General features: G+C 32.2%; 14 protein-coding genes. 2 read left to right on the forward strand and 12 right to left on the reverse strand.

The window, feature by feature from the left end; all coding sequences use genetic code 11:
• Positions 1 to 3: 3 nt before the first annotated feature.
• The 11 genes from LQ679_RS01480 to lepA form a co-directional block, all read right to left on the reverse strand.
• Positions 4 to 720: an NfeD family protein gene (locus LQ679_RS01480; protein ID WP_176698803.1), complete on the reverse strand. Its 717-nt coding sequence runs from the start codon at positions 718 to 720 to the stop codon at positions 4 to 6.
• Between the two features lie 211 nt (positions 721 to 931).
• Complete coding sequence (rpsU, locus tag LQ679_RS01485; protein WP_016998564.1) at positions 932 to 1,108, reverse strand: 30S ribosomal protein S21; 177 nt, start codon at positions 1,106 to 1,108, stop codon at positions 932 to 934.
• 124 nt (positions 1,109 to 1,232) lie between these two features.
• Positions 1,233 to 2,579, reverse strand: a complete 1,347-nt coding sequence (gene mtaB, locus LQ679_RS01490; protein ID WP_126477524.1) for a tRNA (N(6)-L-threonylcarbamoyladenosine(37)-C(2))-methylthiotransferase MtaB — start codon at positions 2,577 to 2,579, stop codon at positions 1,233 to 1,235.
• 6 nt (positions 2,580 to 2,585) lie between these two features.
• Entirely contained in the window at positions 2,586 to 3,335 is a 750-nt protein-coding gene (locus LQ679_RS01495) for a 16S rRNA (uracil(1498)-N(3))-methyltransferase (protein WP_107577765.1), read from the reverse strand.
• 8 nt (positions 3,336 to 3,343) lie between these two features.
• Entirely contained in the window at positions 3,344 to 4,276 is a 933-nt protein-coding gene (prmA, locus tag LQ679_RS01500) for a 50S ribosomal protein L11 methyltransferase (RefSeq protein ID WP_037588345.1), read from the reverse strand.
• Between the two features lie 3 nt (positions 4,277 to 4,279).
• Positions 4,280 to 5,413: a molecular chaperone DnaJ gene (gene dnaJ, locus LQ679_RS01505; RefSeq protein WP_025904208.1), complete on the reverse strand. Its 1,134-nt coding sequence runs from the start codon at positions 5,411 to 5,413 to the stop codon at positions 4,280 to 4,282.
• Positions 5,414 to 5,507: 94 nt separating this feature from the next.
• Positions 5,508 to 7,343, reverse strand: a complete 1,836-nt coding sequence (dnaK, locus tag LQ679_RS01510) for a molecular chaperone DnaK (RefSeq protein WP_126477526.1) — start codon at positions 7,341 to 7,343, stop codon at positions 5,508 to 5,510.
• Between the two features lie 44 nt (positions 7,344 to 7,387).
• Positions 7,388 to 7,975, reverse strand: coding sequence for a nucleotide exchange factor GrpE (grpE, locus tag LQ679_RS01515; RefSeq protein ID WP_037588350.1), 588 nt, complete (start codon positions 7,973 to 7,975; stop codon positions 7,388 to 7,390).
• A gap of 27 nt (positions 7,976 to 8,002) precedes the next feature.
• Positions 8,003 to 8,977, reverse strand: a complete 975-nt coding sequence (hrcA, locus tag LQ679_RS01520) for a heat-inducible transcriptional repressor HrcA (protein WP_037588352.1) — start codon at positions 8,975 to 8,977, stop codon at positions 8,003 to 8,005.
• A 116-nt stretch (positions 8,978 to 9,093) separates the two neighbouring features.
• Positions 9,094 to 10,212, reverse strand: coding sequence for a radical SAM family heme chaperone HemW (gene hemW / locus LQ679_RS01525; protein ID WP_159315595.1), 1,119 nt, complete (start codon positions 10,210 to 10,212; stop codon positions 9,094 to 9,096).
• Positions 10,213 to 10,266: 54 nt separating this feature from the next.
• Entirely contained in the window at positions 10,267 to 12,090 is a 1,824-nt protein-coding gene (gene lepA / locus LQ679_RS01530; RefSeq protein WP_239762003.1) for a translation elongation factor 4, read from the reverse strand.
• A 234-nt stretch (positions 12,091 to 12,324) separates the two neighbouring features.
• Between lepA and rpsT the strand changes: the two genes are divergently transcribed.
• Positions 12,325 to 12,576: a 30S ribosomal protein S20 gene (gene rpsT / locus LQ679_RS01535; protein ID WP_025904213.1), complete on the forward strand. Its 252-nt coding sequence runs from the start codon at positions 12,325 to 12,327 to the stop codon at positions 12,574 to 12,576.
• A 72-nt stretch (positions 12,577 to 12,648) separates the two neighbouring features.
• Here the strand turns inward: rpsT and holA are convergent, their stop codons facing one another.
• Positions 12,649 to 13,623 carry a DNA polymerase III subunit delta gene (holA, locus tag LQ679_RS01540; protein WP_159315594.1) on the reverse strand — a complete coding sequence of 325 codons (975 nt, stop codon included), beginning with the start codon at positions 13,621 to 13,623 and terminating at the stop codon, positions 12,649 to 12,651.
• A gap of 91 nt (positions 13,624 to 13,714) precedes the next feature.
• Between holA and LQ679_RS01545 the strand changes: the two genes are divergently transcribed.
• Positions 13,715 to 13,852 carry a YqzM family protein gene (locus tag LQ679_RS01545; RefSeq protein WP_075577996.1) on the forward strand — a complete coding sequence of 46 codons (138 nt, stop codon included), beginning with the start codon at positions 13,715 to 13,717 and terminating at the stop codon, positions 13,850 to 13,852.
• Positions 13,853 to 13,886: the final 34 nt, after the last annotated feature.

The raw sequence follows: 13,886 nt of genomic DNA on the forward strand, positions 1-13,886 counted from the left end.
AAATTAAATTTCTCTTACGACAACTCTTGTACCTTCAACCTGTACAATTTTAACTTGCTTATCCTTCTGAATAAAACTACCATCTGAAACAGCATCTATTCTTTCGTCATCAACAAGTATAATTCCTGAGGGCCTCAATGCAGTGTATGTTGTACATAGTTTGCCAATCAAATGACTTCTATCATCATGAGATGTATAGCCAGATTCTTTATTTGTAGAGTCTCTAAGAATGACTTTATCAAAGAATGGTATTTTACGATTGAATCCTTTCACTAATATCACCCACTCTATCGTTGTTAGAATTAATGCTACAGCAATAATCATACCCATAGTTAAGATATTTTCTCCAACTAATACAAAACTACCAATAATGGCAATAAAACCAAGGATACCTAGTACTGCTCCTATAACAAATAATTCAATTATTACTAATAATGCACCGATCCCAAAAAGTAAAACAGAAATCAAACTAATTTCATCAATTATAACGTAGCCGATGAAAAAGATAAGTGTACAAATAAAGCTTAAAATTCCCGCAAAATTAATACGTTCTGAATATAATTGATATAGTGCACCTAGAAAAATAATACAAGTCAGTATCAATGTGACTAATGGAGACGTAATGAACTCACCAATAGACGACATACTTTGACTTGAAACAATACCTAAATTCAAGTTGTTCTGAAAATAAGCAAATATGTATTCATACCCTGATGTCAATAATCTCACCCCTCATATTTATTATACAATAAAATAGGCGTGAACTAAAACGTATATACATAATATTCTAAATTTATAAACTTAAATGTTTTTCAAATAAATAAAAGAACACATAAACGATATCGTTTATGTGTTCTTTATGACGTTCAACGTTAAATATTGTTCATTATAATTAATTAATATTCATTGAGGGAGTTCAATAAAAAATTAATTATTTAAATTTACGTTTACGTGCTGCTTCTGATTTCTTCTTACGCTTAACGCTTGGTTTTTCATAGAACTCACGTTTACGCACTTCTTGAATCGTACCGCTTTTTGAAACTGTACGTTTGAAGCGACGTAATGCATCTTCGATTGATTCGTTTTTACGAACTACTGTTTTAGACATCTGTATTTCCCTCCCTCCAAATATCAACAAAGCTTTATATGTCATTTACATAGTATATATTACTATGTACTTAAACATTATAAAATAAGTCATTTTTTAAGTCAATAATCATTTGTTATGAATATTAATATGCAACTAATCTTTCGTCTTTATTTGTTGCATGATCCACAACTTTTACAAGTTTACCTTGATTGATAGGATAACCTGGTGTGACAACTTTCACTTTCACTAATTCTCCAATTAATGATTCATCGCCTTCAAATTCAATCTTCATGTAATTATCTGCATATCCGACTAGTTTACCATCAGTTGAACCTTTTTCTTCAGGTATCACTTCTAATACAGTTTGATCAAATTTAGAAGCATAATCTTTAGCTAATTGATTAGATAATTCAATTAAACGATGTACGCGTTCATTTTTAACTTCTTCATCAATTTGATCTGTCATTCTTGCTGCTGGTGTTCCTGTTCTCATAGAATAAGGGAACACGTGTAATTCAGAAAATTGATGTTTAACAATGAAGTCATATGTTTCTTGGAATTCTTCTTCAGTTTCACCAGGGAATCCAACAATTACATCACTTGTAACAGCTAAACCTGGTAAAGCTTTATGCAATTTTTGTAATCTTTCAGAGAAGTGTGCCATCGTATATTTTCTTCTCATACGTTTCAATACAGTATCAGAACCTGATTGTAATGGTATATGAAGATGTCTTACAACTTTAGTTGATTTATCGATAACATCAATAACTTCATCTGTAAGCTGACTCGCTTCTATAGATGATATACGAATTCTTTCAAGATTTTCAACTTGTTCTAAATCTCTTAATAATTGCGCTAAGTTATAATCTTTTAAATCTTCACCATATCCACCTGTATGAATACCTGTTAAAACAATTTCTTTATATCCTGAGTTTACAAGTGTTGTTGCTTGGCTTACTACTTGTTCAGGATCTCTTGATCTCATTAACCCTCTTGCCCATGGAATGATACAGAAAGTACAGAAATTATTACAGCCTTCTTGAATTTTTAATGATGCACGTGTTCTGTCAGTAAAGTATGGAACTTCTAATTCTTCATACTTTCTGTTTTTCATAATATTACCTACACCATTAATAGGTTGTCTACTTTGTTTATAGTCCTCAATATAAGAAATAAGTTTATGTCTATCTTGAGTACCTACAACAATATCAACGCCCGGAATTGCCATAATTTCAGCAGGAGATGTTTGAGCATAACAACCTGTTACACAAACAACTGCATCTGGATTTTTACGTATTGCTCTTCTAATCACTTGTCTACTCTTCTTGTCACCTGTATTTGTTACAGTACAAGTATTAATGATAAAGACATCAGCATTCGTTTCAAAATCCACTCTTTCGTAATCATTTTCCTTAAATAATTGCCAAATTGCTTCAGTTTCATAATGGTTTACTTTACAACCTAACGTATGGAACGCTACTGTAGCCAATTTTATTCACCTCATTAATTCTAATTGATAGCTTAAAGCAGCTAAAGCATACAATGGAGCGGTTTCAGCTCTTAATATTCTAGGTCCTAAACTCACCTTAATAGCATCATCATAAAGATTAACTTCATTTTCAGTTAATCCACCTTCTGGTCCAAATATCATTAAAACCTTTTGTCCATGTTTAAGGTTAGAACCAATTTGATGAAATTTGCTTGTTCCCCCACTTTTAGCTTCTTCTTCATAAGCTATTATTACATAATCATATTCATTCATATTATCATAAATTGATTTAAAATTCGACTTATACTTTATACTTGGTATAGTAAGTCTCATACTTTGTTCACTAGCTTCTTTAACAATTTTTTGCCATCTATCTAATTTTTTAGATATTTTTTTCTCGTCTAATTTGACAATAGACCTTTCGGATTGGACAGCAATAAAATGATGTGCACCCATTTCAGTTGCTTTTTGAAGCAACCATTCATATTTATCGCCTTTAATAAGCCCACTCGCAATCGTTATATCAACAGGTAGTTCCGTTTGTCTTGTAATGTCTTCTATCGTTTCTAACTCAATACTATCGTCATGAAAAGCAATGATTTTTGAAATTAACGACTTTTGATCTTCAAAAGTTAATATGATTTCTTGATCGATACTTTTGCGCATCACATTTTTAATATGATGTATATCATCTGTATTATGTATAAAAAAACGCTGATTTAACTCAGCGTTTTCTTGTAAGAAATATCTTTGCATCATTTCTCCTACTTTCTAGCTCGTATTGAAACCCAACCATCTTCACGTAGTACTTTTTCGATAGTATAACCAGTATTTTGTAGTTTTTCAATTATTTCATCGGATTTTTCTTCAATAATGCCTGAAGTAATAAAGTAGCCATTATCATTTAATCTTTCATAACTATCTTCTATCATTAAATCAATAATATGCGCTAATATATTTGCAATAATCACGTCATATTGTTCTGTTTCTTCAGTAAGCAAATTGCCAGTATCTGCGACGATATCTTTTTCACAATCATTGATTTCAAAGTTTTCTTTAGCAACTTTAATTGCTAAATCATCTAAATCCACCGCTTTAATGTCGTTTACACCTAGTAAATGACAAGCTATGCTTAGAATACCTGAACCTGTACCAACATCAATCACTTTGTGTTGAGGTTGTACAACCTCTTCTATATGTCTTAAACACATACTTGTTGTTGGGTGGTCACCTGTACCAAAAGCCATACCTGGATCTAGTTTGATGCAAAGATCACCTTCGTTATTTTGATATCCTTCTTGTTCCCAACTTGGAACAATCGCAAATCTTTCAGAAGCTTTAAACGGATGGAAATAATTTTTCCATTCATTTTCCCAATCTGATTCTTTAATAATCGTTTTCTCAAACGATAAAATTTCTGACTGAATGCCATTTACATTTGCAATTGTTTCTTGAATTTCTTGTTCTAATTGATCCGTAAATACTAATTCATTAAAATAACATTTAACCCTAATATCATGATCAGGATAATCTGCGGGATTTAATTCATAAATCTCACCGTATACATCTGTATGTTCTTTCTCTAATTCTGCTGAATCTTCAATTACGACACCATTTGCACCTAATTCATTTAACAATGCTGTAACTTCTGGTTCTGCTTCGCTATTTATCATGATAGAATACTCAATCCAATTCACAGGCTATTCTCCTTTAAAAAACTTTTTGGCTCTGTCTTTAAAGCTAGATGGTTGTTCTGTAATAGTTTCTCCACCTATTTCAGCAAACTCACGTAATAGTTCTTCTTGTCTTTCAGTCATTTTATCTGGTGTTACAACTTTAACAGTTACAAAGTAATCACCTTTACCGTAACCATGAACGTTTTGCACACCTTTTTCTCTCAATCTAAATTGTTTACCAGTTTGTGTACCTGCTGGAACTGTTAATGACACATTACCAGTCAACGTAGGAACAGTAATTTCATCACCAAGTGCTGCTTGAGGGAATGATAGATTTAGATCATAGAAGATATTGTCTCCATCACGTCTAAATTTACTGTGTGGTTTCACTCTGAACACAACATATAAATCGCCTGCAGGTCCTCCATTTATACCTGGACCACCTTTACCAGCTAAGCGAATTTGTTGGTCGTTATCTACACCTTCAGGTACTTTCACTTTGATTGTAACTTTTTTGTTTTGAGTACCTTTACCATGACAATCTGAACATTTTTCTTCAAATACTTGTCCAGAACCTTCACATTCAGGACAAACTTTTTGTGTTTGCATTCTGCCTAGAATAGTATTTTGTTCAACTGTTACATGACCTTGTCCGTTACAGTACGTACAAGTTTTCTTCTTAGTGCCAGGTTTAGCACCATTACCATGACATGTGTCACATTCTACATCTTTACGAACTGTAATATCTTTTTCTGTACCAAATACAGCTTCTTCAAATGTTAATGTCATGCTATATTGTAAGTCATCACCTTGTCTTGGAGCGTTAGGATCTCTTCTAGCGCCACCACCACCAAAGAATGAACCGAATATATCTTCAAAGCCACCGAATCCAGAGAAGTCTTGTCCTCCAAATCCTTGTGATCCACCGAATCCTTGTTGCGGACCACTATGACCGAATCTGTCGTATTGCGCACGTTTGTTTTCATCACTTAGCACTTCATATGCTTCTGAAATTTCTTTAAACTTTGCGTCAGCACCTTCTTCTTGATTGATATCAGGATGGTACTTTTTTGATAATTTACGATAAGCTTTTTTTATTTCATCTTTAGAAGCATCTTTGGATACGCCAAGTACTTCATAATAGTCTCTTTTTGCCAATGTAATCTCTCCTTTACACACTGATTTATAATACGTATATGAATTAAAAAAGTCAAAGCCAATCACATTGACTTTGACTTTTTAATGATTAGTATTATTTTTTATCGTCTTCGTTGACTTCTGTATATTCAGCATCAACTACGTCATCATCGTTTGAAGTAGATTGGCCTTCAGCGCCTTCCGCACCTTGTTGTGCTTGTGCAGCTTGTTCATACATTTTAACAGATAATTGTTGTACGATTTCTTGAAGTGCATCTTTTTTAGTTCTGATATCTTCTATATCATTACCTTCAAGTGCTTTTTTCAATTCTTCTTTAGCTTCTTCAGCTTTAGCTTTTTCGCTTTCATCAACGTTATCGCCAAGATCAGTTAAAGTTTTTTCAACAGTAAATACCATTTGGTCTGCTTCATTTCTTAAATCGATTTCTTCACGACGTTTTTTATCTGCTTCAGCATTTTTCTCTGCATCTTGAACCATACGATCGATTTCTTCATCTGATAATGATGAGCTTGATTCAATCGTAATTTTTTGTTCTTTGTTTGTACCTAAATCTTTAGCTGTTACATTAACGATACCGTTTTTATCGATATCAAATGATACTTCGATTTGTGGCACACCACGTGGAGCAGGTGGAATGTCCGTTAATTGGAATCGACCAAGTGTTTTGTTATCTGCTGCTAATTGACGTTCACCTTGTAATACGTGAATATCAACTGCTGGTTGGTTATCAGCTGCAGTAGAGAACACTTGAGATTTAGATGTTGGGATTGTTGTATTTCTTTCGATTAATACTGTAGATACGCCACCCATAGTTTCGATACCTAATGATAATGGTGTAACGTCAAGTAATACTACGTCTTTAACATCACCAGTGATTACGCCACCTTGAATTGCAGCACCCATAGCTACTACTTCATCAGGGTTAACACCTTTGTTAGGTTCTTTACCGATTTCTTTTTTGATAGCTTCTTGAACAGCTGGGATACGAGTTGATCCACCAACTAAGATAACTTCATCGATATCAGAATTAGATAATCCTGCATCTTTCATAGCTTGACGAGTTGGACCCATTGTTCTTTCTACTAAATCGCTTGTTAATGATTCAAATTTAGCTCTTGAAAGTGTTGTTTCTAAGTGTAATGGACCATTTGCGCCACCAGAGATGAATGGTAATGAAATTTGAGTTGAAGATACGCCTGATAAGTCTTTTTTAGCTTTTTCAGCAGCATCTTTAAGACGTTGTAATGCCATTTTATCTTGTGATAAATCTATGCCATTTTCTTTTTTGAATTCTTCAACTAAATATTTAATGATAACGTCATCGAAATCGTCACCACCAAGTTTATTGTCACCTGCAGTTGCTAATACTTCGAATACACCGTCACCTAATTCAAGGATAGATACGTCGAAAGTACCACCACCAAGGTCAAATACTAATACTTTTTGATCAGTTTCAGTTTTATCTAAACCGTAAGCTAATGCTGCTGCAGTTGGTTCGTTAATAATACGTTCTACTTCTAAACCAGCGATTCTACCAGCATCTTTAGTTGCTTGACGTTCTGAGTCATTGAAATAAGCTGGAACTGTAATAACAGCTTTTGTTACTTTTTCACCTAAATAACTTTCAGCAGTTGATTTTAAGTTTTGTAAAATCATAGCTGAGATTTCTTGTGGTGTATATTCTTTATCTTCAACTTTTTCTTTATAATCAGTACCCATATGACGTTTAACTGATTGAATTGTATTTGGGTTAGTTACTGCTTGACGTTTAGCAACTTCACCAACTTGTGTTTCACCATCTTTAAATGCAACAACTGATGGTGTTGTTCTGTTACCTTCTGGATTTTGGATTACTTTAGGTTCTCCACCTTCTAATACTGAAACTACTGAATTTGTTGTACCTAAGTCTATACCTATTACTTTACTCATAAGAATTATTCCTCCAATTTATAATTAATTAATCATCGAGTTCATTATTCGTTTACTTTAACCATTGCTGGTCTTAAAACACGATCTTTCAATTTATATCCTCTTTGTAACTCTTCAGTTACAACACCTGATTCAAAGTCAGGATTGTTATCTTGCATTACTGCTTGATGTACATTTGGATCGAATGGTTGGTTGTAAGATTCGATTTCTTCTAAACCATTATCTTTTAATGATTTAAGTAAATCGTTATAAACCATGTCTACACCTTTTTTGAAAGTTAAGAAGTCTTCAGACTCACCTTCTTGTTTAAGTGCACGATCCATATTATCTAGCGCAGGTAATACATCTGTAAGTACACGCTGTGCTTGATAATCTTTAATAATGCTTGCTTCTTGTTTCATTCTACGTTTATAGTTTTCAAACTCAGCGTATAAACGTAAGTATTTTTCTTCTTCTTCATTTGCTTTTTGTTTAAGTTGTTCGAGTTCAGCTTCCGGAATTTCGACTACTTTATCTTGCTCAACCTCTTCAACATTTTCTTCAGTTTCATTTGCTTCTACTTCTTCAGTAGCGACAGATTGAGTTTGATCATTAGTTTCATCGAATTGTTCATTTTGCTTTTCTTCCGTCATTTCATGCCCTCCATTTTCTTTCCTTATTTAAAAATGATTCAAAAGTTGAATCACTTTGTTATAATGCATTGCAGTTGGACCAATAACGGCTAAATGACCAGTTATATCACCAGAAATTTCATAATTGGTACTTATAATCGAAATACCATGTAAATCTTTATTAATTTCTTGTCCAATTTTGACACTTATCGAATCATTAGAAGTTTCATTTAAAAATTGAGCGATACGTTCAGATTCAAGATACTTTAAAATCGATTGAATCATAGATACATTTGTTACATCTAACGCGTCAATTAGGTGCATCTTACCACCTAGAAACATTTCTTCATTATGATCATTAATTTGCGTTAATAACGCTTGTTTAAAATTAGTAATAAATTCTTGATCAATGAATGACAACGATAATGATTCTAACGTTTTTATCATTGTAGTTAAAGTATTTTGCTTAAAATACTGGTTTAAGTAGTTCATAAATTTCTCAATCTGTAATTGATTTAAAGATTCATGAATTTGAATATGAACTTTCTCTACATAACCATCTGTAAATACAATGACGCCCATGAGATGAGTTGGGCTGACTCTCACAAAATGAATTTCAAATATAAATCTTGAAAATTTATTCGGTCCGAGTACTACAGTTGTATAATGTGAACGATTTGAAATTTCTAATGCTAACCATTTAAGCATTGCGTTGACATCATATTGATTTTTATCTTGAAAATGTTCAAACCAATTTAAACTTTTCTTACTTTGAGATTTAGTCTCAAGTAATTGATTAACATAATACTTAATCCCTTGTTCAGAAGGAATACGACCTGATGACGTATGTGTCTTCTCAAGAAGGTTCAAATCTTCTAATTGTTTCATTTCATTTCTAACTGTCGCTGGACTAATCGGCAATTGATGCCTTTCAATAATCGACTTAGAACCAATTGGTTGTCCTAACTCAACATAATCCTCAACAATTACATTCAAAATTTGTAATTGCCTCTCAGTAATCATGTCATCACCTCGATTAGCACTCTATCTTCCTAAGTGCTAATTATAATTTATCAAATTGGTCAAAGAAAGTCAACGTTAAAGCATTCAATTTTTATATCTTTTTTTAATACATATTTTTAGCTTAATAAAAACTTCTCAAACACTTCATTTCCGATTATTTGTCCGCGATTACTTAAGCGTAAATAGTCTTCTTCATCTAGTAACAATTCTTGTTCAATGAGTTCTTTCACATGTTGACCAAATACATCTTCTATTGATTGGTCAAACTTATTTTTGAATTTTGATTTAGAAACACCTTTTGTCATTCTCAATCCAAGAAACATTTCTTCTTCCATTTGTTCTTTCAATGACACTTCTGTACTTTGCAATACAGGCATTTCACCATTCTTTAATTTCTTAATATATTGATTAACCGGATTAATATTGCCATAGCGTACACCATTAATATAACCATGAGCACCTGCACCGAAACCATAATATTCTTCATTTTTCCAATATACTTTATTATGAAGAGATTCATGCCCTTCTTTCGAGAAGTTTGAGATTTCATATTGATTTAGGTTAGAATCTGCTAATTTCTTTTTCAAATGTTGATACATTTCTTCACCTAAATCTTCATTAGGTAACTTCAAACGCCCTTTTCTATATAAATTATAGAATTGCGTCTTAGGTTCAAGTATAAGGGCATAACTTGAAATATGATCTACATCAAGTGATAGTGCCTTATTAAGTGAATCATCAAATTGTTCTAATGTTTGACCTGGTAAATGAAACATAAGATCTAAACTTACAGAAGGGATTTTATGTTTTCTAGATAATGTAACGGCTTTTTCAATATCGTCACTATGATGAGTTCTTCCTAATACTTTTAACAATTCATCATCAAATGTTTGAACACCTAATGACAATCTGTTCACACCATATTGTTTGAGTAATTTTATTTTTGCTTCTGTTAATTCATCTGGATTAGCTTCAAATGTATACTCTTTTGTAATCACAAATAAATCGTTAATAGCTTGCAGTAATCTTTCAAGTTGTGCTTCAGATAATGCTGTAGGTGTACCTCCACCAACAAAGACAGTCTCAACTTCTTTATCTTTTCTCGTTGACATCTCTTTTATCAAACAATCTAAGTACTCATCTACCGGCTGATTAGCAATATAGAACTTATTAAAATCGCAATAAGTACAAATTCTCACACAGAAAGGTATATGAATATATACACTTTTTGCCATATAAACGCTCCTTTAAAAATAGAAACAGCTACATATTATGCAGCTGTTTCAAAATTATTCTTCATCCATTTTAAGCACGGCTAAGAAAGCATCTTGTGGAATTTCCACATTACCTACTGATTTCATCTTAGCTTTACCTGCTTTTTGTTTTTCAAGTAATTTACGTTTACGGCTAATATCCCCACCGTAACATTTTGCTAAAACATTTTTACCCATAGATTTAATGTTTGTTCGAGCTACTATTTTATTACCAATTGCTGCTTGAACTGGTACTTCAAATTGTTGTCTTGGAATTAATGTTTTTAATTTATCTACTATTGCTTTACCTCTATCATAAGCAAACTCTTTATGGACAATAAAGCTTAATGCATCTACTTTATCACCATTTAATAAAATATCCATTTTAACAAGTTTACTTTCTTGATATCCGATTAATTCATAATCAAACGATGCATAACCTTTCGTATTAGATTTCAACTGATCAAAGAAATCGAATACGACTTCAGATAATGGAAGTTCATAAATAATATTGACACGAATATCATCTAAATAATTCATCGTCTTAAAGTTACCACGTTTTTTCTGACAAAGTTCCATTACAGCGCCCACATAATCATTCGGTACCATCATTGTTGCTTTAACATACGGTTCATATATTCTGTTGATTTTTTGCGGGTCTGGGAATTGTGATGGGTTATCAATTTGTAATTTTTGTCCATCTGTTAATTCACATTCATAAATAACTGACGGTGCCGTCGCAATCAGTTCAATATTAAATTCTCTTTCAATTCTTTCTTGAATAATTTCCATGTGTAGTAAACCTAAGAATCCTGTTCTGAAACCAAAGCCTAAAGCTTGAGAAGTTTCAGCTTCAAATTCTAAAGATGCATCATTAAGTTGAAGCTTTTCAAGTGCTTCTCTTAAATCATTGTATTTACTATTATCAATTGGATATAATCCACAGAATACCATTGGATTCATCTTTTTATACCCTTTTAAAGGCTTCTCAGCAGGTCTGTCAGCTAAAGTAATAGTATCACCAACATTGGAATCTCCAACATTTTTAATTGAAGCTACAATGTATCCTACATCTCCGACAGATAACGTATCAACTGGAAGTTGTTTCGGTGTATTAATCCCCACTTCAGTAACTTCAAATGTCTTACCTGTAGACATCATTTGAATTTTGTCTCCAGCTTTAACTGAACCTTCAACAACACGTATAGAAGAAATTACACCTCTATAAGCATCAAAAGAAGAATCAAAAATAAGCGCTTGTAATGGGTTATCTGGATCACCTTCTGGAGGTGGTACCATCTCTACAACTTTCTCTAATATGTCTTCAATTCCAATATTAGATTTAGCACTTGCAAGTACTGCATCACTTGCATCTAAACCAATTACATCTTCAATTTCTTGTTTAACACGCTCTGGTTCAGCTGCAGGTAAATCAATTTTATTAACAACAGGTATTAATTCTAAGTCATTGTCTAATGCTAAATATACGTTTGCTAACGTTTGAGCTTCGATACCTTGTGCAGCATCTACAACTAAAATCGCACCTTCACATGCTGCGAGTGATCTTGAAACTTCATATGTAAAATCGACATGCCCCGGTGTATCAATTAAATGTAAGATATATGTTTCCCCATCTTTAGCAGTATAATTTAATCTAACAGCATTAAGTTTGATTGTTATACCACGTTCTCTTTCAAGATCCATAGAATCTAATAATTGTTCTTTCATTTCACGTGATTCTACACTTTTTGTATTTTCCAAAATTCTATCAGCTAACGTAGATTTACCATGGTCAATATGAGCAATGATAGAAAAGTTTCTAATTTTATTTTGGCGCTCTAGGCGTTTAGTTCTGTCCATTTGAACTCCAACTTTCTCGTTAATTTTACATGTATTAAATGTAAGTCGCATCTTTGATATGATACCGTCTTTATGAAATAAATGCAAACGTATTATCAAACTATCAATAAAGTGTTATGCTTTATAAGGAATGTGTAAATAATCATTGCACTTATGCCCTACATTTGATAAAATATTTTTTGTTGCAATCAAAAATTCTTTGATCACGGACAACATATTTAGGAGGTGACTCTCATGCCAAACATTAAATCTGCTATTAAACGCGTTGCTGTAACAGAAAAGAAAGACGCTGCTAACATTTCACAAAAAAATGATATGCGTTCAGCTGTTAAAGCTGCTAAAACTGCAATCGAAAACAATGCTGAAAACAAAGCTGAATTAGTTTCATTAGCTGTTAAAAAAGTTGATAAAGCTTCTAAAAACAATCTAATTCATTCAAATAAAGCTGATAGAATTAAATCAAGCTTAATGTCAAAAGCTAACTAATTATGTGAGAGCGTGACACAGAACATTCTGTGTCACGCTCTTTTTTATGGCATGAAATACCAACCTCATATCTTATATTTTTAAAATGAAAAGTTCTAATATGAGTACTTTATCCATATATGAAGATTTCAATTGGTAATCTGTATCAGCACAAATATCAATAGTCGCTAATAAACGATCGAGTGATAGCTTTCTCGTAATACGAAGTGCCAGTTTAACCCTATATGGATGTACACCAATCGTTTTGGCTATTTGTTGTTCGCTATAATGTTTACCAGCAAGAATCTTACATTGATAATACAAGCGATAATTACTTGTGATTAACGCTAACAGCTTAATCGGCTCTTCTTTCATATTGATTAAGTCTTTCAGTAAATTAATAGACTTTTCTTTTTGACCCTTCTGAATATATTCCGTTAACAAAAATACATTCTGTTCTAGAGAACGACTCACAATTTCTTTAACGTCTTGTTTATTAATAACCGCTTCATCACCAATAAATAACACTAATTTATCTAATTCTGCTTTAATAATATTAAATTGAATACCTGTCAGTTCTAAAAATTCTATTAGTGCATCTTCTTTTATATCTTTATATTGTTCATGCAAATAAGATTTAATCCATTGTTTTATTTCTTGTTCAGTCATTTGGTCAATTTTATTGAGCCTTGCATTTTTCTTAACTGTTTTAACGAGTTTCTTTCTTTCATCTAATTTCTCATTAAACACATCAAATACGACTAACGTTTCACCATCATATTGTTCAATAAATTGAATTAATTGATCGATATTTTGATTGATTTGAGTACTAACTTTTTCTCCTGTAAAAAGGTAAGCATTCTTAACATGTACAACTTTTTTGTCTGAGAGGAATGGTAAAGTTAATGATTCTTCTATCGCGCTTGAAATAGGTGTTTCATATAAATCAAATTTAACATAATTGAAATCGTCTCTTTCTCCACCTAAATATTGATTTATAATTTCGTCAGATTTTTTCTCAATAAGTGCATTTACTGCACCATAATTCAATACAATATTGTCTTCCAAAATAAGTCTCCCTCTCTTATAAAGTTCTAATTAAGTATAGCATTTTTAAGTTTAATATCATATAATGAAAGTAAGTATAGGAGGGAGTCATATGAACAGATTTGAAGGTGAAAATACTCAAGGGCGTAACAATGATGTTAAAGACTCTGGATTTGGATTTATAATTGGTTTCGTATTCTTAGCAGCAATTTATATTATTGCACAAGTATTCAGTTTACTACCAAACTAATATATCAAATCCATTTATATAAAGCTTACAAACG

The sequence above is a fragment of the Mammaliicoccus sp. I-M35 genome (genome assembly GCF_022386455.1).
Lineage (GTDB): Bacteria > Bacillota > Bacilli > Staphylococcales > Staphylococcaceae > Mammaliicoccus > Mammaliicoccus sciuri_A.

What these genes read in the sequence shown, in the direction of transcription:
- rpsU (WP_016998564.1), bottom strand. Translation starts at nt 1,108, where the DNA reads ATGTCTAAAACAGTAGTTCGTAAAAACGAATCAATCGAAGATGCATTA.
- hemW (WP_159315595.1), bottom strand. Translation starts at nt 10,212, where the DNA reads ATGGCAAAAAGTGTATATATTCATATACCTTTCTGTGTGAGAATTTGT.
- LQ679_RS01495 (WP_107577765.1), bottom strand. Translation starts at nt 3,335, where the DNA reads ATGCAAAGATATTTCTTACAAGAAAACGCTGAGTTAAATCAGCGTTTT.
- dnaK (WP_126477526.1), bottom strand. Translation starts at nt 7,343, where the DNA reads ATGAGTAAAGTAATAGGTATAGACTTAGGTACAACAAATTCAGTAGTT.
- rpsT (WP_025904213.1), top strand. Translation starts at nt 12,325, where the DNA reads ATGCCAAACATTAAATCTGCTATTAAACGCGTTGCTGTAACAGAAAAG.
- grpE (WP_037588350.1), bottom strand. Translation starts at nt 7,975, where the DNA reads ATGACGGAAGAAAAGCAAAATGAACAATTCGATGAAACTAATGATCAA.
- LQ679_RS01545 (WP_075577996.1), top strand. Translation starts at nt 13,715, where the DNA reads ATGAACAGATTTGAAGGTGAAAATACTCAAGGGCGTAACAATGATGTT.
- lepA (WP_239762003.1), bottom strand. Translation starts at nt 12,090, where the DNA reads ATGGACAGAACTAAACGCCTAGAGCGCCAAAATAAAATTAGAAACTTT.
- hrcA (WP_037588352.1), bottom strand. Translation starts at nt 8,977, where the DNA reads ATGATTACTGAGAGGCAATTACAAATTTTGAATGTAATTGTTGAGGAT.